We start from the raw sequence: 23,322 nt of genomic DNA, 5'->3' as shown, positions 1-23,322 counted from the left end.
GGAGCACCGTCCCGCCGGCACAGGGCTTGCCGGTGCCCGGGTTGCGCCATACCGTTGACTCAGTCAAGGGACAAGCTCGGAGCAGCTCATGCCGATCCATGAAATCCGCGCCTTCAACCGCTTCTACACCAACCTCATCGGCGCGCTCGACTACAGCAAGCACCTCTACACCCCGTACACGCTGACCGAATCGCGCGTGCTGTACGAACTCGCCCACAGCCCCCGTACCGACGCAGCCGACCTGCGCTCCGAGCTCTCGCTCGACGCCGGGTACTTGAGCAGGCTGCTCGCCAAGTTCGAGCGGGACGGGCTGGTCGGGCGGGCGCCCTCCGATCTCGATCCGCGGCGGCAGCGGATAACCCTCACCGCCCGCGGGCGCGAGGCCGCGGCCCTCCTCGACGAGCGCTCGCGGGAGGCCGTGGGGGCGATGCTCGCCAAGGTGCCGTCGGAGGAGCGGCCGCGGCTGGCCACGGCGATGCGGACCGTACGTGAGATCCTCGGCCGGGGCCGGCCCGCGCACCGCGAGGGCCCGGTGCTGCGCGATCCGGGTCCCGGCGACCTCGGCTGGATCGTGCAGCGGCACGGTGCGCTGTACGCCGCCGAGTACGGCTGGAACGCCGACTTCGAGGGCCTCGTCGCCCGGATCGTCGCGGACTTCGCGCAGGACCACGACCCTCATCTGGAGCGGGTGTGGATCGCGGAGCTGGACGGGCGTCCGGTGGGCTCGGTCATGTGCGTACGGGACGACGCCCCGGCGACCGCACGCCTGCGGCTGCTGCTCGTCGAACCGGACGCGCGCGGGCACGGGCTCGGCGACCTGCTGGTGCGCACCGTCGTGGATTTCGCGCGCGAGGTGGGGTATCGAGAACTGGTGCTGTGGACCAATGAGGTACTGGCCGGGGCCCGCCGGATCTATCAGCGGGCCGGGTTCACCCTCGTCGCCGAGAAGCCGCACCGCTCGTACGGAGCCGATCTGGTCGGCCAGGACTGGCGGCTGCCCCTGCTGGAAGGAACGGTCAAGTGAAGTTCGCCTTCTCCACCCTCGGTGTGCCGGGCATGCCGGTCGCCGATGTGGTCGCGCTCGCTGTGGAGGCCGGCTACCAGGGGGTCGAGCTGCGCGCCCACCCCGAGGAGCCGGTGCATCCGGGGATCGGCGCGCAGGAACGGGCCTCCGTGGTGGCGGAGTTCGAGCGCGCGGGCGTGGAGATTCTCACCGTGTGCGGATACACCGGCGTCGCGGCCGCCGGTGACGACGCTGCGGTGTACGAGGAGCTCGACGAACTGATGTGGCTGGCCCACGACTTGGGCGCGCCGTATGTACGCGTCTTTCCCGGCGGCGGCGACCAGGACCCGGCCGTCGCCGAAGCCACCGCGGCCCGCCGGCTCGGGGCCGCCGCCGAGACCGCGGCCGGGCTCGGCGTGCGGATCCTGCTGGAGACCCACGACTCGCACCGCACCGGCGCCGATGTTTCGCGCATCCTTGGCCCGGTCGGCCACAAGAGCGCGGGCGCGATCTGGGACGTGGTGCACCCCTGGCTCGACGGCGAGACCCCGGCGGCGGCGCATGCAGCGCTCGCTCCCTTCCTCGGCTATGTCCAGGTCAAGGACGTCGCATCGGCCGACGACCTCGCGCCCCTGCCGCTGGGAGCGGGCGTACTGCCGCTCGCCGAGTGCCTGGCGACGCTCACCGAGGAGACATGGCTGTGCTGGGAGTACGAGAAGCGCTGGCATCCGGAGGCTGCTGACCTGCCGCAGCTGCTGGTGCCGGGACGGGAGCACCTGGAGCGCCTGCTCTCGACAGTGAGGTGAGCGCCACCCCGCCGACCAGCAGGGCCGCCGCGCCCCAACGCAGCGGGCTCACCGACTCGTCCAGCAGCAGCGCCGCGGAGGACATGCCGAAGACCGGCACCAGCAGCGAGAAGGGCGCGACGGACGAGGCGGGGTAGCGGCGCAACAGGAAGCCCCAGGCGCCGAAGCCGAAGACCGTGGCGCCCCAGGCGACGTAGACGATGGTCCCTGCCCCGCTCCAGTCCAGCGAACGCAGCGCGTCCAGATCGGCCGCCGGGCCTTCGAAGAGCAGGGAGAGCGCGAGGAGCGGCAGCACGGGCACGGTGGACACCCAGATCATGAAGTTCAGCGCGTCCGGCGGGGACGCCTTGCGGGTCAGCACATTGGACACACCCCAGCAGGCGGCGGCCGCGATGACGAGCAGGAAGGCGAGGACGGGGCCCGAGGCGCCTTCGTCGACGGCCGCGACGGCGATACCGGCCAGGGCGACGCTCATGCCCAGCACCCTGACCCTGCCGGGGCGTTCGCCGAGGACGACGGCGGCGAAGACCGCCGTGAAGACGGCCTGGATCTGCACGACGAGCGAGGACAGACCGGCCGGCATACCCCGGTCCATTCCGATGAAGAGCAGCCCGAACTTGGCGACGCCCAGGGCCAGTCCGACGCCGATCACCCATTTCCAGGCGACCTTCGGGCGACCCACGAAGAAGACGGCGGGCAGCGCGGCCACCAGGAAGCGCAGGGCGGAGAAGAGCAGGGGCGGGAAGTGGCCGAGTCCGAGCTCGATGACGACGAAGTTCACTCCCCAGACGGCGGTGACGAGGACGGCGAGTGCCACATGTACGGGACGCATGGATCGAGGATCACCGGACTCGACCATGTAGCACCAGCGCGGGTTTCTTCATGGTGGAATTGAGCGTTGCTTACGAATGCCTGCTGAGGCTCTGGCGAAAGGGAGGGCGGTCATGCTCGATCTGGGACGACTGCGTGCGTTGCACGCCGTCTCCGTCCATGGTTCCGTAGCCGCCGCGGCGATCGCCCTCGGGTACACCCCGTCCGCCGTGTCGCAGCAGATCACCAAGCTGGAGCGGGAGACCCGTACGACGCTGCTGGAACGGCAGGGGCGAGGCGTGGTGCTCACCGACGAGGCGCGCCATCTGGCCGCCACCGCACAGGAGTTGCTCGCGATCGTCGAGCGCGCGGAGACCACGCTGGAGGAGCGCAGGGGGCGGCCGACGGGGCGGCTCACCATCGGCGCCTTCGCCTCCGCCGCGCGCGGTCTGCTGCCGGGAGTACTCGCCGAGCTGGGCCGCGAGCACCCCGGGCTCGACGCCCGGATGACCGAGGTCGACCCGCATCTGTCCATCGATCTGGTGGCCCGGGGCATGATCGACGTCGCTGTCGCGCACGACTGGGACATCGCGCCGCTGCCCGCACCGGAAGGGGTGGAGCAGGCGGTGATCGGCGATGACCTGTGCGATCTGCTGGTGCCGGGGGAGCATGCGCTGGCGGGGCGCGCTTCCGTACGCCGCGAGGAGCTGGCGGGCGAGCGCTGGATCTGCCAGCCGCCGGGTACGGTCTGCCACGACTGGCTGGTCCGTACGCTGCGGGCGGCGGGCTGCGAGCCGGATCTGGCCCACCGGGCCGAGGAGTACCACACCCAGATCGCGCTGGTCGCTGAGGGACTGGGCATCGCGATGATCCCGCGCCTCGGCCGCGGAGCGCTGCCGGCGGGGGTGCGGGCGGTCAGCCTGGATCCGGTGCCGATGCGTCGCCTGTACGCCCTGTGGCGCACGGGCGCGGCGCGGCGCCCGGCGATCACGGCGACGGTGGAGGCGCTCCAGCGCCACTGGACGGACACGGCGCGGGCGAGCGCGTGACGGGGGGCCTGTCTGTTCCCCTACCCGCCCCTTCCCGAAACTGGGGCAGGCCCCAGACCCCGGAGCGACAGCTTCACGTGACCGCAGGCAAACAGTCCCACCCGAGCGGGAGGACCATGGGGGGCAAGCGCCCTCACCCCCACGGAGCGGCAGCCTCACTCCGCAGACCACAGACTCCGGGTGCTCGCCCCCGGACCCCGGCTTCGTGCCGCCGACGGGCGCCCCGGAGCCCCGCCCCCGTCCCTGGCAGGGGGACGCGCAGGGGTCGTGTTCGGGACGTAAAGCGTCGCAACTCGCGCGAAGCGCGGTGAGGAAAGCAGTCCCGGATACGAGCCCCGGAGCGGACCCCAGACGGCCACCGCGCAGGACCGGGCACCCCGAGCACCCACGCCCGCACCCGGCAAAGGGCCCGGACCCGCGCAGGACCGGGCACGCCCAAGCACCCACACCCGCACCCCGCAAGGGATCCGCACCCCGGGGCAACCCAACCCGCGCCCCGCCAGGGACCCGCACCCCCAGAGACCGCACCCCGCAAGGGACCCGCACCCCGGGGCAACCCAACCCGCACCCCGCCAGGGACCCGCACCCCGGGGCAACCCATCCCGCACCCCGCCAGGGAACCGCACCCCACCGCCCCGCGCACCGCGCGAAACGCCCCCCCTGGTATCTCCCGCACCATTTCCGCGGAATCGCCGATTTACAGGAACCCGCACCCACCCCCCTCCGTCTAACGGGCCGTACTGCTGGTGAGTCTCCGCAGAGCGGTGTCGGCCCTCGCTGCTGGCTGCGATCGCCGACCACCCCTCTCCAGCCGCCTGCGGCCGGCAGCACACCGCCACCGGTGCGCCCCCCTCCGACAGCGCCGGTGGCGGACCCCCGTCCCGGTGACCTTTCGCGCGCCGCGCGTCCTTTCTGTTGCCACACCCTTGACCTGGCAGTAACTTTCCGGCTGTCCGTGAATCTTTGGAAGTTTCCTTCAACTCCCTTGTCGAGCAAGGCCGGAAGGAGCACCCATGCACGACCGGAGCCTCTCCAGACGCACCCTCCTCACCGCGACCGCCGCGAGCGCCACGACCGCCCTCGCGGCGGGTGCCGTCGTCACCGCCTCCCCCGCCGTCGCCCGTCCCTCCCACCACCTCAAGCGGCTCATCGCCCGGATGAGCCTCGAGGAGAAGGTCGGCCAGCTCTTCGTGATGCGGGTGTACGGGCACTCCGCCACCGCCCCCGATCAGGCCGACATCGAGCTGAACATCAAGGAGATGGGCGTCCGCACCGCCGCCGAGCTGGTCGCCAAGTACCACGTCGGCGGCATCATCTACTTCGCCTGGGCACACAACACCCGCGACCCGCACCAGATCGCCGACCTGTCCAACGGCATCCAGCGGGCCGGGCTCGCGCAGCCCACGCCCGTACCGCTGCTGATCTCCACCGACCAGGAGCACGGCATTGTGGCCCGTGTCGGCAGGCCCGCCACCCTGACGCCGGGTGCGATGGCGCTGGGCGCGGGTGGACCACGGTCCGGCGCCCGTACCGCCGCGCAGATCGCGGGGGCCGAGCTGGCCGCGGTGGGCATCGTCCAGAACTACGCTCCGGTCGCCGACGTCAATATCAACCCCGCCAATCCGGTCATCGGCGTACGGTCCTTCGGCGCCGACCCCCGCGCCGTCGCCGGTCTGGTCGCCGCCCAGGTCCGCGGCTACCAGAGCGCGGGCATCGGCGCGACCTCCAAGCACTTCCCGGGGCACGGCGACACCACCGTCGACAGTCATACGGGCATCCCTGTCATCACGCACACCCGCGCGCAGTGGGAGGAGACCGACGCTCCGCCGTTCCGGGCGGCGATCGCCGCCGGCATCGACTCGATCATGACGGCGCACATCCAGTTCCCGGCGCTGGACCCGAGCAACGACCCGGCCACGCTCTCCCGCCCCATCCTCACCGGAATCCTGCGCGAAGAGCTCGGCTACGACGGCGTGGTCGTCACCGACGCGCTCAATATGCAGGGCGTAAGGGACAAGTACGGCGACCACCGGGTGCCGGTGCTCGCGCTCGCGGCCGGCGTGGACCAGCTGCTCAACCCGCCTGATCTGGCCGTCGCCCGGAACGGTGTCCTCAGCGCCGTCAAGAGCGGCGAGATCAGCGTGGCCCGCATCGAGGAGTCCATCCTCCGTATCCTCCTGCTCAAGGAGAGACTGGGGCTGTTCCGCCATCCGTTCGTCTCCCACCGGGGCGTGGACCGCACCGTCGGCACCCGCGCACACCTCGCCGCCGCCGACCGGATCGCCGAGCGGACGACCACGCTCCTCGTCAACGAGGACCGGCTGCTGCCACTGAGCCGGCGCGAGCACGGCAATCTCCTGGTCGTCGGCGCCGACCCCGCCTCGCCCACCGGCACGACCGGACCACCGACCACCGTCCTGGCGACGGCCTTCACCGAACTGGGCTTCACCGCCACCGCACTGTCCACCGGTATCACCCCGACCACCGCGAAGATCGACGAGGCGGTGGCGGCGGCCGGCGGCAAGGACGCCGTGATCGTCGGTACGTACAACGTCTCGGCGACCAGCAGCCAGCGCACCCTGGTGTCCAGGCTCGTCGCGACCGGCGTCCCGGTCGTCGTCCTCGCCATCCGCAATCCGTACGACATCGCCCAGCTCGACAGCGCCCGGGCGGCGCTCGCCGCGTACTCCTGGACCGATGTCGAAGTACGGGCCGCGGCACGGGTGATCGCGGGCCGCGCCGATCCCGAGGGGCGGCTCCCCGTACCCGTACAGCGGGCGGACGATCCGTCCCGCGTGCTCTACCCCATCGGCCACGGACTGTCGTACGACTGACATTCGGCCGGCGTACAGCTGACGTACGCGGACCGGTCGCGCACCACCCTCGCGCTCCCCCCAATTGTCCCGAAGCACCCCGTGCGTCTGGCGTGCGCCCGCCTCGGCGGGTCACGCTGGGCGGGGACCGGCCCGGAGCACGGAGGGCCGGTGGGGGTGGGGGTACAGATGCGTATGAAGCGGCGGTCCGCGGGGGCGGTGAGCACCCTGGCACCGGTAGTGGTACTGGTACTGGCGGTGGCGCTCACGGCCGCCTGCCGGCAGGCGACGGAAGGCACGGGTCCGGTCGCCGGCACCGGTATCGGCAGCCTCACCGCCACACCGTACGGATACGGCCTGGTCTTTCTGGGCCCCGGCGACTGCGGCTCGCGCGGCCGCGACTTCCGTGAAGTGCCGTGCACCAGCGAGAAGGCGGTGGCCCGGGTGATCGCCCGGTACGGCGGGAGGCCGTCGGCCGGCCCGACGTGCCCGACCGCCACCGACTTCGTGCTGCACATCTCCGAGAGCCGCCCGGCGACCGACGAGGACGGCGATGGGGAGGTGGGACGGGGCTACGCCTGTATGCGCAATCTGGAGCCGCCGCATCCCGGTGACCCGGGCGAGGGCGGCGGTCCGCACACCGTCGTCGGCGACTGCGTCCACAACGCGAGCAAGGGCCAGGTGAAGGAGACCGCCTGCGACGGATCCGGCCCGCGGGCACCGGAGTTCAAGGTGGCGTCCGCGGTGACCGACAGGTCGCAGTGCCCGCCGTCCACCGCGCTCTATGTGCAGCTGGGCGGAGAAAAGCCGGTGGGCTGCGCCCGCCGCGTGTGAGGATCCACGCGCGGCGGGCACAGCCCACGCTGTCGCACACGCGGTTACGGCCTCAGCGCCGGCTCCCGCTGGATGTCCCGCTTGTCGAGCTTCGCGTCGTACTTCGTCAGCGGCTTCGCCTTCGCCGCGTCCTCCTGGACCGCGGCCGGAGCGACGCCCGCCCACTTCAGGATCGCTGCGGTGGCGGCCGCCTTCTGGTCCGGCACGAGGCCTGCGACGTTGGCGCCGTGGTTGGCGCCGGGCGCGGTGTACACATAGCTGTCGCGGGCGCCCTTGCCGAGCCGGAAGCGCTCGCCGCCCCACGGGTCGTTCTCGCCGTAGATGAACATCATGTGGCGGGCGTTGTGCCGGACCCATGTGTCGACGTCGTTCATCACCCACGGCTTGAAGCGCATCGGGATGTCACGCGGCACAAAGTTCCGCGGGGGCTGGTACCCGTACCGGCTCAGCCCCTTGAGGTGCGGCTGCTTGATGTCGGGCGAGCCCAGCTCGGTGCCTGCCTGGTAGTAGTACGGCGTGTACGTCTCCAGGCCCTGGTCCGTGTAGAAGGAGAAGCCGGAGATCGCGTCGACGGAGTCGTAGATCTCCTGGTCGGTGGCGGTGGCAGCGACCGGGATCGACTCGCAGTCGGCGAGCAGGCTGTACTGCCAGAAGCCCCAGACGTAGTCGAGGACGACGGCCTCGTACGCCCTGTCGAGGCTGCCGATGGTCTTGAACGTGTAGCCCTCGGTGGCCGCGGCCTGCTGGTACTTGGCCTCCAGCGGCGCACGGCGCACGAGCGCCTCGCGCTGCACCGCGTTCAGCTTGTCGCGGCACTCCTTGGTGCCGACCTGCTCGAAGAACCGGTCGTAGGCCGAGTCCTCCTTGTTTCGCACGTCGTTGGGCGCGACATAGGCGACGACGCCGTCCATGTCGGCAGGGTAGAAGCGCTCGAAGTAGGTGGCGGTCATACCGCCCTTGGAGCCGCCGGTGGTGAGCCAGTTCTTGGCGTAGACCTTCTTCAGCGCCTTGAAGACGCGGTGCTGGTCGCTGGCGGCCTGCCAGATGTCCAGCTTGGACCAGTTGGCCGGGTCGGGCCTGGAGGGCGTGAAGAACCGGTACTCCAGGGAGACCTGGTTGCCGTCGATGATCGACGTCGGCTCACTGCGGCGCGGCGTGGTGCTCACGTTGTAGCCGGAGGTGAAGAAGACGGTGGGACGGTTGGTGTCCTTGTGCAGCAGGGTGAGCCGCTGCTTGAAGGTGCCCTTGTCCGGGTGCCGGTGGTCGACCGGCTGTGTGTAGTTGAGGACGAAGTACCGGTAACCCGGGTACGGCTTCTCCTCGATGAGACTCATGCCCGGTATCGCCAGGATCCGGTCCTTGATGTCCGTGCCGGCCGCCGGCTCTGCGGCGGTAGCCGCCCCGGCCGTCGCACCGGCCGCACTCATGGTGCCTATGAGCACCACGAGCGACAGCAGCCATCTGAGCGCCTTGCGCATTCACCCTCCCCTTGATTCACCTGTGGTCGCGGTGAACCTAGCGGGGGCAATGCCCGGCCCGCCAGCCCCAGTTGGGTGCGCGGTCGGTCAGCGGTTGATGTGAGGGTCCGTCAGCCCTTGGCGCGGGAGACCCTGGGCGCTGGGCGCGAGGGCCGTCAGCAGAGGATCCAGCCGGTCGAGCCGGAGCTGCCGGCGACGGCGCCGGTGGCCCGTACACAGCGGTTCAGTGCGTGGACGGTGACGGGCCCCGCCTGGCGCTTGAAGACGCCCTTGTCCACGGCGGCGCGGCCGCCGCGCGCCTGGAGGGAGACCGACATGGCCCGCCTCGTGCCGGGCCTGGCGCTGACGGTGATGGCGCAGGCGTAGTGCCGGTTCTTGTAGATGCGCAGCTCGCCGGTGGCGAACTTGACGGTCTTCTGCGGCCGTCCGGCACACGCGGAGACTGCGGCGTCGGCGCGCTGCGCGCCTGGGCCGGCCAGGGTGAGAGCCGCAGCCGTCATGAGCACAGCGAGGCACTGCGCGAGCAGCCGCCCGAGCCTACTGTTCCCCGCCCCAGTCACCACTTTGTTCTCCCTCGCCACGGTCCCGTACATGCGTACGACGCACATGGGCTCGGAATGGTTGCGACGCCCGGGAGTCCGTTACCCGGGAGTCCGTTACACCGCCGCGGGCTCGTCCTCCCCTATGAAGGTCCGCCACAGCGTGGCGTAGATGCCGCCCAGCGCCAGGAGTTCGTCATGGGTGCCGTCCTCGACCGCCCGGCCGCCGTCCATCACTATCACCCGGTCCGCGCGGGCGGCGGTGGTCAGCCGGTGGGCGACGACCAGGGTGGTGCGGCGTCCGGTGAGACGGTCCGTGGCCTGGTTGACCTGGGCCTCGGTGGCCAGATCCAGGGCCGCGGTCGCCTCGTCGAGCAGCAGGATGTCCGGGTCGACGAGCTCGGCGCGGGCCAGGGCGATCAGCTGGCGCTGGCCCGCCGAGAGGTTGCGGCCCCGCTCGGAGACCTCGTGCAGGTAGCCGCCGTCGAGGGTGGCGATCATGTCGTGGGCGCCGACGGCCCGGGCCGCGGCCTCCACCTCGGCATCGCTCGCGCCGGGGCGGCCGTACGCGATGGCGTCCCGGACCGTGCCCGCGAAGAGGTATGCCTCCTGCGGGACGACGCCGAGCCGGTGCCGGTACGCGGTGAGGTCCAGGTCGCGCAGGTCCCTGCCGTCCGCCGTGACCTTGCCGCTCGTCGGGTCGTAGAACCGCGCGACCAGCTTGACCAGCGTCGACTTGCCCGCGCCGGTCTCGCCGACGAACGCGACGGTCTGACCGGCCGGGATACGCAGGTCGATGGAGTTCAGGGCAGCTTCGGGTTCGTCGGCGGACCCGTATGCGAAGTCGACGTTCTCGAAGGCGATCTCGCCGCGCAGCGACCGCACCTCGACGGGGGCCTTCGCCGCAGCGGTCGAGGTCGGCTCCTGGAGCAGTTCCTGGATGCGGCCGAGCGAGACCGTGGCCTGCTGGTAGCCGTCGAAGACCTGGGACAGCTGCTGCACCGGCGCGAAGAACAGATCGATGTAGAGGAGGTACGCCACCAGCGCGCCGGTGGTGAGGGTGCCCGCCTCGACCCGGCCCGCGCCCACGATCAGCACGGCGGCCACGGCCACCGACGACAGCAGCTGCACAAAGGGGAAGTAGACGGAGATCAGCCACTGGCCGCGCACCCGGGCCTGGCGGTAACTGTCGCTGCGGGCGGCGAACCGGGCCCCGCCGTCGCGCTCGCGCCGGAACGCCTGGACGATCCGCAGCCCGGACACGGACTCCTGCAGATCGCCATTGACGACACTGATGCGCTCGCGGGCCAGCTCGTACGCCTGCACGCTCTTGCGGCGGAAGAAGAACGTGCCGACGATCAGGAACGGCAGGGTCGCGAAGACCACCAGCGCCAGCTGCAGGTCGATGAAGAGAAGCGCGGCCATGATGCCGAAGAAGGTGACGACCGAGACGAACGCGGTGACCAGGCCGGTCTGCAGAAACGTGGACAGGGCGTCCACGTCCGTCGTCATCCGGGTCATGATCCGGCCGGTCAACTCGCGCTCGTAGTAGTCGAGTCCGAGCCGCTGGAGCTGCGCGAAGATCTTCAGGCGCAGGGAGTAGAGGACGCGCTCGCCGGTGCGGCCCGTCATCCGGGTCTCGCCGATCTGCGCGGCCCACTGCACGACGACCGTCACCAGCGCGAGCGCGGAGGCCGCCCACACCGCACCGAGCGCCGTCTGCTCGACACCCTTGTCGATGCCGTGCCGGATCAGTACGGGAAGCGCCAGGCTCATGCCCGCGTCGACCGCGACCAGCGCCAGGCTGACCAGCAGCGGCAGGCCGAAGCCGCTCAGCAGCCTGCGCAGCCCGTAGGCCTGCTCGGGGCGGACGGCGTGTGCCTCGTCGATGTCGGGGGTGTCGGTGGCCGGCGGCAGCGCCTCGACCTGGGCGAGGAGTTCGGGCGTGGCGCCGGGGGCCGCGGACTCCTCGGCGTTCTCCTCCCGTACCCAGAGCCGGGGTGTGAGGCCGCGCTCGACGTCGAACTCGGCGTCGAGCTCGTCCCGTACGGTGTGGTCCTCCGCCGGTTCCGCGGCCGGCAGTGGCCGGTGTCCCGGCGATACGCCGCCGAGCTCGTCCGGGTCGGTCAGCAGCCGCCGGTACAGGGCCGAGCGCCGCGTCAGCTCCTCGTGCGTGCCGATGTCGGCGAGCCGGCCGCCGTCCAGCACGGCGATACGGTCCGCGAGTCCGAGGGTTGAGCGGCGGTGGGCGATCAGCAAGGTCGTACGGCCCGCCATGACCTGCTTGAGCGCCTCGTGGATCTCGTGCTCGACGCGGGCGTCGACGGCGGAGGTGGCGTCGTCGAGGAGGAGCAGCCGCGGGTCGGTGAGGATCGCACGGGCGAGCGCGATGCGCTGGCGCTGGCCACCGGAGAGGGTGAGCCCGTGCTCGCCCACCTTCGTGTCGTAGCCGGCCGGTAGCTCGGCGATGAAACGGTCGGCCTGTGCGGCGCGCGCCGCGGTCTCGATCTCCTCGTCGGTAGCGCCGGGCTTTCCGTACGCGATGTTCGTGCGCACGGTCTCGGAGAAGAGGAAGCTGTCCTCCGGTACGAGTCCGATGGCGGCCCGCAGCGAGTCGAGGGTCAGTTCGCGCACATCGTGACCACCGACGAGGACCGCGCCGTGCGTCACGTCGTAGAAGCGGGGCAGCAGCAGCGAGACGGTGGACTTGCCGCTGCCGGAGGAGCCGACGACGGCGACGGTCTCGCCCGGCTGGATCTCCAGCGAGAAGCCGTCGAGGACCGGACGCTCCTTGTCGTAGCCGAAGGTGACGTCGTCGAACTCGACGGTCGCGGGCGCGTCCGCCGGAAGCTCCTTCGTGCCGTCCTGCATCGTCGGCTCGGTGTCGATCAGCTCGAGTACGCGCTCCACACCGGCCCGCGCCTGCTGTCCGACGGTCAGCACCACGGCGAGCATCCGGACCGGGCCGACGAGCTGTGCGAGATAGGCGGAGAAGGCGACGAAGGTACCGAGGGTGATCTGGCCACGGGTGGCCAGCCAGCCGCCGAGCGCCAGCATCGCGACCTGACCGAGCGCGGGGACCGCCTGGAGAGCCGGGGTGTACTTCGCGTTCAGCCGGATGGTGCGCAGCCGGCCCGCGAAGAGCTTGCGGCCGACCTCGCGCAGTTTGCCGGTCTCCTGGTCCTCCTGGCCGAAGCCCTTGACCACGCGTACGCCGGAGACGGCGCCGTCGACGACGCCCGCGACGGCGGCCGCCTGGCTCTGCGCGTACCAGGTGGCGGGGTGCAGCCGGGTGCGGCTGCGCTTGGCTATGAACCAGAGGGCGGGGGCTACGGCGATCGCGATCAGGGTGAGCGGCAGCGACAGCCACGCCATGATCACCAGCGAGATCAGGAAGAGCAGGATGTTCCCGATGGTCATCGGGAGCATGAAGAGCAGGCCCTGGATGAGCTGAAGGTCGCTGGTGGCACGGCCGACGACCTGTCCGGTGGACAGTTCGTCCTGGCGCCGGCCGTCGAGGCGGGTGATCGTCCCGTACATCTCGGTCCGCAGATCGTGCTGGACGTCGAGGGCGAGGCGGCCGCCGTAGTAGCGACGTACATAGGTGAGGGCGTAGACGACGAGCGCGGCGGCTATCAGCAGCCCGGTCCAGACGCCGATGGATTTCGAACGGTCGCCGATGACATCGTCGATGACGACCTTGGTGATCAGCGGGACGAGGGCCATGACGGCCATACCGGCCAGCGAGGACCCGAGCGCGAGCACCACATTGCGCCGGTACCGCCAGGCGTAACCGGACAGCCGCCGCGCCCACCCCTGCTCCGCCGCCACGTGGTGCCTCCCGTGAGATCCAGTTCTGGTCTACCGGAAGGCACCAACGCGGCGAGCAGCGGATTTCATCCCGCTGCAACAAAGTACGGTCTTTCGGCCCAGGCCTGGCCTAGGTCTGGCCTAGGTCTGGCCTAGGTCCTGTCCAGGCCTGCCCGAGCCTGCCTGGGCCTGTCCTGTGCCTGTCCTGGGCCTGTCCCGGGCAGATCGTGGACCGTTTCCGGCCGGGCACTAGGACGCGGGGCCCCTCTCGGGCACGGCCGGGAACGCCTCGCGCGGGACGGCGGGCGGCGTGACGGCCGTGCGCGCGTTCGCGGTCGGGTTGAGGTCCAGGTGGATCGCGCGGGCGACGGCCTGGATGGTGTTCACGCCGTCGTTCATGGTCGCGTTGTCCTGCGTCAGGACGGTGATCGTGTAGTCGTGGCCGTTCCCGGTGAAGGCGCCGATGCTGTGTACGCGCCAGCCGTGGGTGGCCCGCGACAGCCAGCCGTTCTTGAGCTGGACGGTGACCGTGGACGGGGCTCCGGCGGGCGTGCCCCAGCGCTGCGAGGCGATCACGTTGCGCATCAGCTTGAGCTCGTACGACCGCGAGGCGTCGGTGAGCACGGTGTTCGGCACGGTCAGCGTGGCCAGCAGCTTCTGCTCGTCACGGGCGGTGATCTGGGTGAGCCCCCAGTAGCCGTCGGCGCCGGGAACGGTCTGCGTCATACCGGCCGCCGTGAGAAACCTCTTGATCTTCGTCAGGCCCAGCTGCTTCCACAAGGCGCTGGTGGCTGCGTTGTCCGACTTGGTGATCATGTCGTTGGCCAGCGTGAACTCGCGCTGGGTGAATCCGCGCTTCTGTATCTGTACGTCCTGGAGCAGTGCCGCGAGCACGGTCGCCTTCACGACACTGGCCGAGTCGAACTTCTGGTCCGGCCGCAGTACGCAGCTGGTCTTGCTGACCCGGTCGTTGACGAGCACGGCGGTCGTCGACTTCCGGCCCTTGAGAGCCGCGGTGATGTCCTGGCTGAGCTTGTCCGCGAGGCCGGCCTTCTTGGAGGTACAGGCGACCGTCGGCGTGGCGGCGGCCGCGGGCGTCGTGGCCGCGGCCAGCGGCACGAGCGTTCCCGCGGCCAGGACCGCCGCAGCGGCCCGCGCGCGGCGGGATATTCGGTGGTGAGTCATGGAGGCTTCCCGTCCCCTTGTGCTGTGGCGGGGCGCGCGCTCTCCGGCGCACCCGCCACACATGACTCACGAGCGTCTGAAAAGTTGTACGACGTTGTACGTCTCACAGGCCGGCCGGAGGCGCAGCGAGCCACCGGGCGCGGTGACCGGCGTTGCGCCGCGTACTACACCTGCGCGGCGGCGAGTTCGCGCACCGTCGCCATGTCGCTGAAGGGGAGCAGCTGTTCGCCGACGATCTGGTACGGCTCGCTGCCCTTCCCCGCGACCAGGACAATGTCGTCCCGCTCCGCGGCGGACAGCGCGAAGGCGATCGCCCGGCGGCGGTCGGCGACCCGCTCGAACCGGGTGCCGGTCGCCGTGAGACCCGGCGTGATCTGGTCCAGGATCGTCTCGGGGTCCTCGTTCCGCGGGTTGTCCGAGGTGAGGACGCACAGGTCGGAGAGGGTCCCGGCGATCTCCCCCATCCGCGCGCGCTTGGTGTCGTCCCGGTCGCCGCCGCAGCCGAAGACGGTGATGACCCGGCCGGTGGCAAAGTCCCGGATGGCGGTGAGCACCTTGTCCAGGGAGTCGGGAGAGTGCGCGTAGTCCACGATCACGGACGTGCCGCGGGGAGTCTCGAAGCGTTCGAACCGGCCCGGGACCGGGGGCATCCGGTCGAGTGCGGTGACCAGTCCTGTCAGGTCGTGCCCCAGGAGATGGCAGGCCGCCACGGCGGCCAGCGCGTTGGCCACCGAGAACCGCCCGGGGACGGGGATCGCCGCGGGGTACTTGCGTCCGTCGTGGTGCAAGGTGAAGCGCGTCCCGAGGGCGTCCATGCTGAGGTCGGTCGCCCGGTAGTCGGCTTCGGCGTCGAGGGCGTACGTGGTGACCGCACCGGGCATCATCGACCGGATTCCGTCTCCCACGGGGTCGTCCGCGTTGACCACCGCGCGCCGGCACAGCCCCTGGAACAGGCGGAGTTTGGCGTCCCGGTAGTTCTCCATGGTGCCGTGGTCGTCCAGGTGGTCCTGCGTGAGGTTGGTGAAGATCCCCACGTCGAGGAACGCGCGGTCCACCCGGTGGGTCAACAGGCCCATCGACGTGGCCTCCAGGACCACCGTGCCCACCCCGCGGTCGCGCATGCACCCCAGCAGGTACTGGAAGTCCGGCGACTCCGGTGTGGTCAGCACCGATCTCGGCATCGGGATCAGCTCGTCGCCGATCCGGCTGCCGGCCGTCCCGATGACCCCCACCCGTGCGCCCTCGGCGATCCGCAGCACGGACTCGACCATGTACGACACCGACGTCTTCCCGTTGGTGCCGGTGACGGCCACCATGTCCATCTCCCGCCCCGGCTCGCCGTAGTAGCGGGAGGTGACCACCGCAGCCGCCTTCCGCGTGTCCGGCACCCGTACGACACAGACTCCGGCGGCCGACGCCCACACCGCCGCCGGCAGATCGGGCGCCGCGTCGTCGACGAGCACCGCGACCGCGCCGCGTGCCAGAGCGGGGCCGACCAGCTCGGGGCCGCCCTCGCTGTGACCGGGCACCGCGATGAACAGCGAACCCGGCGAGACGCGGTGGGCGTCGAAGCACGTTCCCGCGGTGATCCTCGTCTCCGGATCGCCCAGGAGAACCTCATGGTCGTGCCCGGCCAGCAACTCGCTCAACTTCACAGGGGTCCTCTCGAGGGTGCGACGGGGCCGGTGGTCCGGCCGTCGCCGATGGCGATGCCGACGGCACGCCGAGGAGTCGCGGGGGTGGTGCTCAGCAGACAGGGGGTGGCGCTCAGCAGACAGAGCAGTGGAGCGGTGTTCCGGAAACCGGAAAGAGGCCCCGGCTGCGCGGAGAGAGCTCCACGGGCAGGGCGGAAGGGGGGAGAGGGTTCGTCGAGCCGGTCAGCCGTGGCCGTGCAAAGCGCGGCAGCGGGCCCCGGGGCCGGTGGTGCACAGCGCGCGAGGTGCCTGTCGCAGGCCCTCCGTCACCGCATATGTGCAACCCATGGGTGGAGTGTACGTCCCACGGAGCGTCCCGGACCCCGCCCCGCTTCGTGGCCCTCGGTCGCGGGTGTGACTGAGCGGGATTCACCGGTGAAAGGAGGCTGACGGCAACTTCGGCACCCGGACAGCGCGACCCTCCCGGTGCCCGCCAACTGGCAGGTTGCGGCCGCTCGTCCGTGATCGCTTCGTCTCACACCCGCGTGCTGAGCACGGCCACAGCCACTTCGGTGCCGGCGAGCGGCCTGGCCCCAGGCAGGCCGCGGGGCAGAACCTAGGGTTCGGCGGTCCAGCTCTGCTCCGGGCTGATCCCGCCGTCATCGGCCGACGAGTCGATGAACACGGCCAGAGCGAAGCCCATCGCGGCGAAGAAGAGCCCCACACATGTGAAGACCACGAGCACCCCGCCGGTCAGATACGACATGGCCCCGAGCACGGGCGGCGAAGCGGCCGGCACCGCCCGCTCGGGGCGCTGCGGCAGATACCGCACGGGCACGATGTCCCCCACCACATAGAGCTGCTCCGAGGCGACCTGGGCCCGCACATCCCGTCCGTCGGACGTCCGGAACCCGAGGATCTGGCGCCGCTCGCTGTGCCCATGCCCGTCCGAGGAACGGTGCACCATGAACGTCTCCAGACAGCGAGCCTCCGCGACCAGCCCCTCCCGCAAAGTCCGCTTGTACTCCGAGCCCCTCCGTGCCAACCAGATGAGCATCCCGATCCCGAAGGCCGCAAACAGCAGCCCGAACACCCCGAATACAAACCCGAACATTCCACCCAAAGCAGTCATTCCGCATCCCCCTGATGGTCCGGCCCCAGACCTCTGCACGCCGGGCCGACGACGCCCGTGAAGATACCCAGCAGGGAGCGGCGGTTCCCATTCCCAGGCGCTCGGTCACAGCGGGCCTCGATGCCGCGGGCCGATGTCCTTCAGGCGTCCCGGCGGTGGAGCGACTGCCGGCCGGCCCACAGGGCCGCGGCGACCCGTGTTGGGGCTGCTGGGGCTCATTCCGGCGGTGCGGCTGGCCGAGGGGCTGCAGGCACGGCTGCTGCTTTCCCCGCACGGGTACGCGGAGTCGGCTTCGGGCATCGCCGCCGAGTCGTCCGCCACCTGGGCCGACCGGTGGCGCACAGCTCTGTGGATGGAGATCCGGCTGGCGTTGGGCCTCCTCACCGGATTCCTCACCGCGACCCTGCTCGGGCTGTCGGTGGATCTGGCCATGTCCGCGGCCGGCGGCGGCACGGTCGAGGGCGAGCTGGTCGACGTGCCGGGACATCACTGGTGGTACGCGCTGCTCGTGCCGCTGCCGATCGTCGCTCTGCTGACGGCCGTTGTGGGACTCGGGGAGCTGATCACGGCCATTGTCCGACGGCTGCTCGGCCCGTCGGCTGCGGAGCGGCTCGCCGCCCTGGAGGAGCGCACCGAGCAGTTGTTGGAGCGGAACCGGATCGCCCGGGAGCTGCACGACTCGATCGGGCACGCACTGACGGTGGCGGTGGTGCAGGCGGGTGCGGCGAGGGCGGCGGGCAGCGTCGAGGGATCGCGGCGTTCGTGGTCGACGGGGCGATCCGTGACCTCGCCGAGGTGCGCGAGATGGGCTTTCCCGTCTTTGCCAGGGGAGTCATCCCCATCCCGGGGACCAAGGCAGCCGTTGAGCCGCTCAATGGCCAGGTGCGGTGTGGCGGCGTGAACGTGAGTGGCGGCGACATCGTGGTGGCCGACGAAGAGGGCATCGTGGTCACTCCCAGCGCCCGTCAGGAGCGGGTGCTCCTCGACGCTCGGACGAAGTTGTCCAAGGAGGCCGACGAATCCCTCGACGCATGGGAGGAGGCGCATCGCGCCCGCATCAACAAGATCCTGGGCGAGAACGGCTTCGAAGACTGATCGAGGCTGTTCAAGGCTCGAATGATCCTGGCCGAGTTGCGCCCAGGGCTCGACGCATCGCAGCAGACGGGAAGACCGAAGTCTCGGATCCCCGTTCCTTGGTCACCCCATTCTTCACATCATCTCCTCGTGCGCCGGCTGCGAGCGCTACGGTTCTTTTCGTAGCACCGAGTGCGAGATACGTCACAGATCGACATGGTGCGGCTGCTGCGGCCTGCCCGGACGCGGCTGCACGTTGGGGGGAACGGCATGCGCGAAATGGCCAAGGGTTCCAATGTCGGCCTGGCAGCCCTGAGCGATGACACCGGTTCGGTGATCGTGAGTCTGCGCTGGAGCAGCGCGGCGGGGGACGGCGACGCGGATGTGTCCGTGCTGCTGCTGGACGGCAACGGCAAGGTGCGCAACGACGCCGATTTCTTCTTCTACAACAACCCCGCCGCAGCCGACGGCAGCGTGCAGTTGTTGGGGAAGACTCCGACCGACAGTGGCAACGAAGACCGCATCAGCCTCGATCTGACCGCAGTTCCCCGGGATGTTGAACGCATCGTTGTGGCAGCCAGTCGGTACGGCGGTTCCTGCTTCGGTGAACTGGACGACCTTCGGGTGACGCTCGCCGATCGTAGTGGCGAGGCTCTGCTCGGATTCTCCATCACCGACGCCGGCGTCGAGAGTGCATTCATCTTCAGTGAGCTGTACCGGCGGGGCGAGGAGTGGAAGTTCCGGGCAATCGGCCAGGGCTACGAGACCGGTCTGGCCGGTCTGGCAACGGACTTCGGCATCGATATCGATGCCGAGGGCGAGGGCGACGCCGTAGAGGTACCTGCGGTGGAGCAGGTACCGAAGGCCGATGAGCCTCGGCCACCGTCCGTCGAGTCACCGGCGGTGTTTCTCGCGGAGGCAGCAAGTGGAGTGCAGCCGTTGGGAGTTGAGCCGACGCCAAAGCGTGTCCCCGGCCCTCGCACCGCCAAGAAGAAGGTCACGCTGCCCAAGGTGGCCAAGAAGTCCCTCGCCGAGAACGACTCGTGGAGGCCTGCCCGGCTCTTCCCCGCGCCGTCGCTCAAAAGCGACAAGGAGCGTGAGCTGCGGGCCACTTCCGTTCTGCTGTCAGTGATGGCCGAAGTTCCTGAGTTGGGGCGTCGGCTCACCGCTGCTTTCGGCGCACCGGCCGGCCGTATGCAGACCTTCACGGAGGTCACACTGCCGCACGGAGATAGCCCCAAGCGCCCGGACGGTGTGATCCGCGTAGAGCGCGCGGGCAAGTTGTGGACCGCCCTGGTCGAGACGAAGACCAATGGGAACCCGCTCAAACCGGATCAGGTCCAGAACTACATGGACATTGCCGCCCGCCGCGGATACGAGGCAGTCATCACGCTCTCCAACGACGTGGCCCTGGAGGGCAGTCCGCTGGTGGACGTCAGAACCGATGGGCGGCGCAAGCACAAGGTCGCCCTCTGGCATCTGTCCTGGGCCGAAGTGGCCCACCAGGCACAGATGCTGATCCGCCATGAGGGCGTCGGCAATGCCGCCCATGCGTGGCTCCTGCAGGAGTTGCTGCACTACCTTCAGCACGAGAATTCCGGCTGCCACGGCTTCCAGAACATGGGACCAGCCTGGGTGCCCGTACGAAACGGCATCGATGCGGAGACCCTCTGCCAGGGCGACCAACGCGCCGTGGAGGTCGTCGAGAGCTGGGAACGGCTCATCCGCCAGGTCTGCCTACGCCTCGGCGGCGAACTCGGCCAGAAGGCATTGCCGGTACAGCGCGCCAAGCGCGGCACCGATCCGCACTCCCGGCGCGCCGTACTCGCCGACCGGCTGTGCGCCGAAGGCCGCCTGACCGCTGAGCTGCGCATCGACGGTACGCCAGGCGTTCTCGGGATCACGGCCGATCTGCGGACCGCCAGACTTCGCACACATCCATCGAAATCCAGGCCCCGGACGGGAGTTACCCCCTCACCTCGGCCAAGCGTCTGATCCGGCTGCTGGCCGAGGCGCCTGCGGACCTCCATGTCGAGACTCTTGTCGAGGGCGGCAATGGTCCACGCGGCACCCTGGAACGGCTACGGCCCGAGCCGGCCGACATGCTGCCCAAGGACGGCGCAGGGATGACCGGTTTCCGGCTGTCGTTGTTCAAGGGCATGGGTGCCACTCGTGGCAGCGCCGAATCCGGATTCATCCGCAGTGTCGACGAGTCTGTGGACCGGTTCTACGCGAGCGTCGTCGCACAGCTGATCTCCTTCGAACGGCGTCAGGTAAGCCGCTCACAGCCCGTGGAACCGGCTGCCGTCGGCTGATCCCGGCTTTCGACGCGGACGACGAGAACAACGGCGATCCGTCCTGCTCGTTCAGCTCCGCCCGTAACCGGTGCGGACAGACCTGCGCCCCGCCGCTCCACGGGGGGAGAAGCAGCAGGGCGCAGGAGTCAGGAGGGTTCGGGCAGGGAGCTCAGAGGTGCGTCGGGGCGAACATGCGGAGGACCGCCGGGAGTACGACCACCGAAGGGCCGGGCTCCGCGAAGGACTTGGCCAGGTCCTCGCTCAGCGACTCCGGAGTCGTACGGACCGCCGGGACCCCGAAGGACTCCGCCAGTGCCACGAAGTCCGGGCGGGACAGCTCCGTCGCCGTCGCCTCGCCGAACGCGTCCTCCATGTACTCGCGCAGGATGCCGTAACCGCCGTCGTCCACGATCAGCCAGGTGACCGGGAGGTCGTACTGGCGAGCCGTCGCCAGCTCCGCGATCGAGTACATCGCGCCGCCGTCGCCGGAGACCGCGAGGACCGGACGAGTACGGTCCGCCGCCGCCGCGCCCAGCGCCGCCGGGAAGCCGTAGCCGAGGCCGCCCGCGCCCTGGGCCGAGTGCATGGTGTTCGGGTGGCGGGCGTCGAAGGCCGACCAGGCCCAGTAGGCCAGGATCGTCATGTCCCAGAAGCTCGGGGACGTGTCCGGCAGGGCCTCGCGGACGGAAGCCAGCACCTGCTGTTCCAGGGTCAGGTCCTGGGCGGCTATGCGAGCCCGGACCTGGGTCAGGACCGTGCGTACGGACTCGGCCGCGGCCGGATCCTCGCGCTCCTCCACCGTCTCCAGCAGTGCCGACAGCGCGAGGCGCGCGTCCGCGTGGATGCCGAGGCCCGCGTGGTTGGACTCCAGCTTGCCGGCGTCCGCCTCGATCTGGATGACCCGGCCGCGCGGCGCGAACGTGTGGTAGTTCGAGGACAGTTCACCGAGGCCGGAGCCGACCACGAGCAGAACGTCCGCGGATTCGAGGAAGTCCGTGGTGTGGCGGTCCTCCAGCCAGGACTGGAGCGAGAGCGGGTGCTCCCAGGGGAAGGCGCCCTTGCCGCCGAAGGTGGTGACGACCGGCGCGTCGATCTTCTCCGCGAGGGCGAGCAGCTTGCCGCACGCGTCGGAGCGGACGACTCCGCCGCCCGCGATGATCGCCGGACGGGATGCGGTGGACAGCAAGTGCGCCGCCACAGCCGTCAGTTCGGGGCGCGGCACGACCTCCTGCGGCGTGGCGTCCATGGCCGTGACGACCGGCAGGGTCGTCTCGGCCAGCAGCACGTCCTGCGGGATTTCGACCCAGACCGGGCCGTGCGGCGCCGTTAGCGCCGACTGCCAGGCAGCGGCGATCGCGGACGGTATCTGCGAGGCCGTACGGACGGTGTGCACGGACTTCACGATGTCGCGGAACGACGCCTGCTGGTCGCGCAGTTCGTGCAGATAGCCGTGGCGGCCGCCGCCGAGACCGGGCGTCGGGACCTGGCTGCCGATGGCGAGCACCGGCGCCGAGGCCGCGGCCGCCTCCTGGAGCGCGGCCAGGGACATCAGCGCGCCGGGGCCGGTCGAGAGCAGCAGCGGGGCCACCTCGCCGGTGACCCGGCCGTACGCGTCGGCGGCGAAGCCCGCGTTGTTCTCGACGCGCAGCCCGACGTACTCCAGCTGCGAGCGGCGCAGCGCGTCGAACATGCCGAGCGCGTGCTGGCCCGGGAGGCCGAAGACCGTGGTCGCACCCAGGCCCTGCAGGGATTCGACCACGAGGTCGCCGCCGTTGCGGCCGGGCGGCGGGTTCAGCGCGGCCGCGGTCTGAGCCTCGGTGGGGCGCAGCACCAGGTCGTGATCGTGCGTCACTTGGCGCGCCCCTCGGCGATCTGGCGGGACATGATCGTGGTCAGCTCGTACGCCGTGTGGGACGCGGCGACCGAGGTGATCTCGGCGTGATCATACGCGGGCGCGACCTCGACGACGTCGGCCGAGACAAGGTTGCAGGAGGCCAGACCGCGCAGGATCTCCAGCAGTTCGCGGGAGGTCATGCCGCCGGCCTCGGGCGTGCCGGTGCCGGGCGCGTGCGCCGGGTCGAGGCAGTCGATGTCGATGGAGATGTACAGCGGCCGGTCGCCGATGCGCTGGCGCAGCTGGTCGGCGACCTCATCGGCGCCCCGCCGGTAGACATCGGCCGACGTCACGATGCCGAAGCCCATCTTGGCGTCGTCGTCCAGGTCCTGCTTGCCGTACAGCGGACCGCGCGTGCCGACGTGCGAGAGCGCCTCGGTGTCGAGGATGCCCTCCTCGACGGCCCGGCGGAACGGCGTGCCGTGCGTGTACTCGGCGCCGAAGTACGTGTCCCAGGTGTCCAGGTGCGCGTCGAAGTGCAGCAGGGCGACCGGGCCGTGCTTCTTGGCCACCGAGCGCAGCAGCGGCAGCGCGATGGTGTGGTCGCCGCCGAGCGTCATCATCCGCGCGCCGGTGCCCAGCAGGTCGTCGGCCGCGGCCTCGATCGTCTCGACGGCCTCGTTGATGTTGAACGGGTTCGCGGCGATGTCACCCGCGTCCGCGACCTGCGCGAGTGCGAAGGGCGAGGCGTCCTGCGCCGGGTTGTACGGGCGCAGAAGCCTCGACGCCTCGCGGATGGCGTTGCCGCCGAAGCGTGCTCCGGGACGGTAGGAGACCCCGGAGTCGAAGGGAACGCCGACCACGGCGACATCGGCGCGGCCGACCTCGTCGAGCCGGGGCAGCCGGGCGAACGTCGCGGGTCCGGCGTACCGCGGAATACGGGACGAGTCGATCGGGCCGCGCGGCTGCTCGTTGCTGCTCATGAAATTTCCTACTTTCCTACGCTTCGTTGCGGTTTACGACT

15 protein-coding genes and 3 pseudogenes are annotated in these 23,322 nt (G+C 70.4%); 9 read left to right on the top strand and 9 right to left on the bottom strand.

Annotation, left to right across the window (positions count from 1 at the left end; genetic code table 11):
* Positions 1–88: 88 nt before the first annotated feature.
* Together ACFWDI_RS24035 and ACFWDI_RS24030 are read left to right on the top strand one after the other, a co-directional pair.
* On the top strand, positions 89–1,024 hold the full coding sequence (locus ACFWDI_RS24035) for a GNAT family N-acetyltransferase (RefSeq protein WP_385306679.1): 936 nt from the start codon (positions 89–91) through the stop codon (positions 1,022–1,024).
* A pseudogene (locus ACFWDI_RS24030) lies at positions 1,021–1,791 on the top strand (sugar phosphate isomerase/epimerase family protein); the annotation flags it as partial. The gene ACFWDI_RS24035 and the pseudogene ACFWDI_RS24030, both read left to right, overlap by 4 nt.
* On the opposite strand, the gene ACFWDI_RS24025 reads toward ACFWDI_RS24030, so the two are convergent.
* The gene (locus tag ACFWDI_RS24025; RefSeq protein WP_385306677.1) at positions 1,685–2,641 is read right to left on the bottom strand and encodes an EamA family transporter; all 957 of its coding nucleotides are present in this window, start codon (positions 2,639–2,641) and stop codon (positions 1,685–1,687) included. The pseudogene ACFWDI_RS24030 and the gene ACFWDI_RS24025 sit on opposite strands and share 107 nt — an antisense overlap.
* A 112-nt stretch (positions 2,642–2,753) precedes the next feature.
* Between ACFWDI_RS24025 and ACFWDI_RS24020 the strand changes: the two genes are divergently transcribed.
* The 3 genes from ACFWDI_RS24020 (at position 2,754) to ACFWDI_RS24010 (ending at position 7,315) form a co-directional block, all read left to right on the top strand.
* Complete coding sequence (locus ACFWDI_RS24020) at positions 2,754–3,668, top strand: LysR family transcriptional regulator (RefSeq protein ID WP_385306676.1); 915 nt, start codon at positions 2,754–2,756, stop codon at positions 3,666–3,668.
* 1,013 nt (positions 3,669–4,681) lie between these two features.
* Positions 4,682–6,502: a glycoside hydrolase family 3 protein gene (locus ACFWDI_RS24015; RefSeq protein WP_385306674.1), complete on the top strand. Its 1,821-nt coding sequence runs from the start codon at positions 4,682–4,684 to the stop codon at positions 6,500–6,502.
* 174 nt (positions 6,503–6,676) lie between these two features.
* Positions 6,677–7,315 (top strand): hypothetical protein, encoded by a 639-nt coding sequence (locus ACFWDI_RS24010; protein ID WP_385306703.1) that lies wholly within the window; start codon positions 6,677–6,679, stop codon positions 7,313–7,315.
* A gap of 44 nt (positions 7,316–7,359) precedes the next feature.
* On the opposite strand, the gene ACFWDI_RS24005 is transcribed toward ACFWDI_RS24010, so the two are convergent.
* The 6 genes from ACFWDI_RS24005 to ACFWDI_RS23980 all read right to left on the bottom strand — a co-directional run bounded on the left by ACFWDI_RS24005 (position 7,360) and on the right by ACFWDI_RS23980 (position 17,093).
* Positions 7,360–8,793 (bottom strand): S28 family serine protease, encoded by a 1,434-nt coding sequence (locus tag ACFWDI_RS24005; protein ID WP_385306672.1) that lies wholly within the window; start codon positions 8,791–8,793, stop codon positions 7,360–7,362.
* Positions 8,794–8,948: 155 nt separating this feature from the next.
* Complete coding sequence (locus ACFWDI_RS24000) at positions 8,949–9,293, bottom strand: hypothetical protein (protein ID WP_385306670.1); 345 nt, start codon at positions 9,291–9,293, stop codon at positions 8,949–8,951.
* 156 nt (positions 9,294–9,449) lie between these two features.
* Positions 9,450–13,163: an ABC transporter ATP-binding protein gene (locus ACFWDI_RS23995; protein ID WP_385306669.1), complete on the bottom strand. Its 3,714-nt coding sequence runs from the start codon at positions 13,161–13,163 to the stop codon at positions 9,450–9,452.
* A gap of 228 nt (positions 13,164–13,391) precedes the next feature.
* Positions 13,392–14,327: a serine hydrolase gene (locus tag ACFWDI_RS23990; protein ID WP_362686869.1), complete on the bottom strand. Its 936-nt coding sequence runs from the start codon at positions 14,325–14,327 to the stop codon at positions 13,392–13,394.
* A 164-nt stretch (positions 14,328–14,491) separates the two neighbouring features.
* The gene (locus tag ACFWDI_RS23985; protein ID WP_385306667.1) at positions 14,492–15,982 is read right to left on the bottom strand and encodes a UDP-N-acetylmuramoyl-L-alanyl-D-glutamate--2,6-diaminopimelate ligase; all 1,491 of its coding nucleotides are present in this window, start codon (positions 15,980–15,982) and stop codon (positions 14,492–14,494) included.
* A gap of 595 nt (positions 15,983–16,577) precedes the next feature.
* Complete coding sequence (locus ACFWDI_RS23980; RefSeq protein WP_385306666.1) at positions 16,578–17,093, bottom strand: DUF3592 domain-containing protein; 516 nt, start codon at positions 17,091–17,093, stop codon at positions 16,578–16,580.
* A gap of 133 nt (positions 17,094–17,226) precedes the next feature.
* Between ACFWDI_RS23980 and ACFWDI_RS23975 the strand changes: the two are divergent.
* The 4 genes and pseudogenes from ACFWDI_RS23975 to ACFWDI_RS23960 form a co-directional block, all read left to right on the top strand.
* A pseudogene (locus tag ACFWDI_RS23975) lies at positions 17,227–17,787 on the top strand (histidine kinase); the annotation flags it as partial.
* A gap of 17 nt (positions 17,788–17,804) precedes the next feature.
* Positions 17,805–18,188: pseudogene (locus ACFWDI_RS23970) on the top strand (RraA family protein); the annotation flags it as partial.
* Between the two features lie 249 nt (positions 18,189–18,437).
* Positions 18,438–20,162, top strand: a complete 1,725-nt coding sequence (locus tag ACFWDI_RS23965; RefSeq protein WP_385306665.1) for a TerD family protein — start codon at positions 18,438–18,440, stop codon at positions 20,160–20,162.
* Between the two features lie 107 nt (positions 20,163–20,269).
* On the top strand, positions 20,270–20,482 hold the full coding sequence (locus ACFWDI_RS23960; RefSeq protein WP_385306664.1) for a hypothetical protein: 213 nt from the start codon (positions 20,270–20,272) through the stop codon (positions 20,480–20,482).
* 151 nt (positions 20,483–20,633) lie between these two features.
* Here ACFWDI_RS23960 and ACFWDI_RS23955 read toward each other — a convergent pair whose 3' ends face one another.
* A complete protein-coding gene (locus tag ACFWDI_RS23955; RefSeq protein WP_385306662.1) occupies positions 20,634–22,316 on the bottom strand; it encodes a thiamine pyrophosphate-binding protein in 1,683 nt (560 codons plus the stop codon).
* Positions 22,313–23,281 (bottom strand): agmatinase, encoded by a 969-nt coding sequence (gene speB, locus ACFWDI_RS23950; RefSeq protein ID WP_362686893.1) that lies wholly within the window; start codon positions 23,279–23,281, stop codon positions 22,313–22,315. The genes ACFWDI_RS23955 and speB overlap by 4 nt, the downstream gene beginning before the upstream one ends.
* Between the last annotated feature and the right edge of the window lie 41 nt (positions 23,282–23,322).

The organism is Streptomyces sp. NPDC060064 (assembly GCF_042736455.1).
Classification (GTDB): domain Bacteria; phylum Actinomycetota; class Actinomycetes; order Streptomycetales; family Streptomycetaceae; genus Streptomyces.
Note: the sequence above shows the minus strand (reverse complement) of the source record. Positions and strands in the feature narration are given on the sequence as shown.

Bases quoted from the DNA above. Each gene is read 5' to 3' on its own strand.
- ACFWDI_RS24020 (WP_385306676.1), top strand. From the start codon at position 2,754: ATGCTCGATCTGGGACGACTGCGTGCGTTGCACGCCGTCTCCGTCCAT.
- ACFWDI_RS24005 (WP_385306672.1), bottom strand. From the start codon at position 8,793: ATGCGCAAGGCGCTCAGATGGCTGCTGTCGCTCGTGGTGCTCATAGGC.
- ACFWDI_RS24025 (WP_385306677.1), bottom strand. From the start codon at position 2,641: ATGCGTCCCGTACATGTGGCACTCGCCGTCCTCGTCACCGCCGTCTGG.
- ACFWDI_RS23960 (WP_385306664.1), top strand. From the start codon at position 20,270: ATGCTGCCCAAGGACGGCGCAGGGATGACCGGTTTCCGGCTGTCGTTG.
- ACFWDI_RS23965 (WP_385306665.1), top strand. From the start codon at position 18,438: ATGCGCGAAATGGCCAAGGGTTCCAATGTCGGCCTGGCAGCCCTGAGC.
- ACFWDI_RS24015 (WP_385306674.1), top strand. From the start codon at position 4,682: ATGCACGACCGGAGCCTCTCCAGACGCACCCTCCTCACCGCGACCGCC.
- ACFWDI_RS24035 (WP_385306679.1), top strand. From the start codon at position 89: ATGCCGATCCATGAAATCCGCGCCTTCAACCGCTTCTACACCAACCTC.
- ACFWDI_RS23980 (WP_385306666.1), bottom strand. From the start codon at position 17,093: ATGACTGCTTTGGGTGGAATGTTCGGGTTTGTATTCGGGGTGTTCGGG.
- ACFWDI_RS24010 (WP_385306703.1), top strand. From the start codon at position 6,677: ATGAAGCGGCGGTCCGCGGGGGCGGTGAGCACCCTGGCACCGGTAGTG.
- ACFWDI_RS24000 (WP_385306670.1), bottom strand. From the start codon at position 9,293: ATGACGGCTGCGGCTCTCACCCTGGCCGGCCCAGGCGCGCAGCGCGCC.
- speB (WP_362686893.1), bottom strand. From the start codon at position 23,281: ATGAGCAGCAACGAGCAGCCGCGCGGCCCGATCGACTCGTCCCGTATT.
- ACFWDI_RS23990 (WP_362686869.1), bottom strand. From the start codon at position 14,327: ATGACTCACCACCGAATATCCCGCCGCGCGCGGGCCGCTGCGGCGGTC.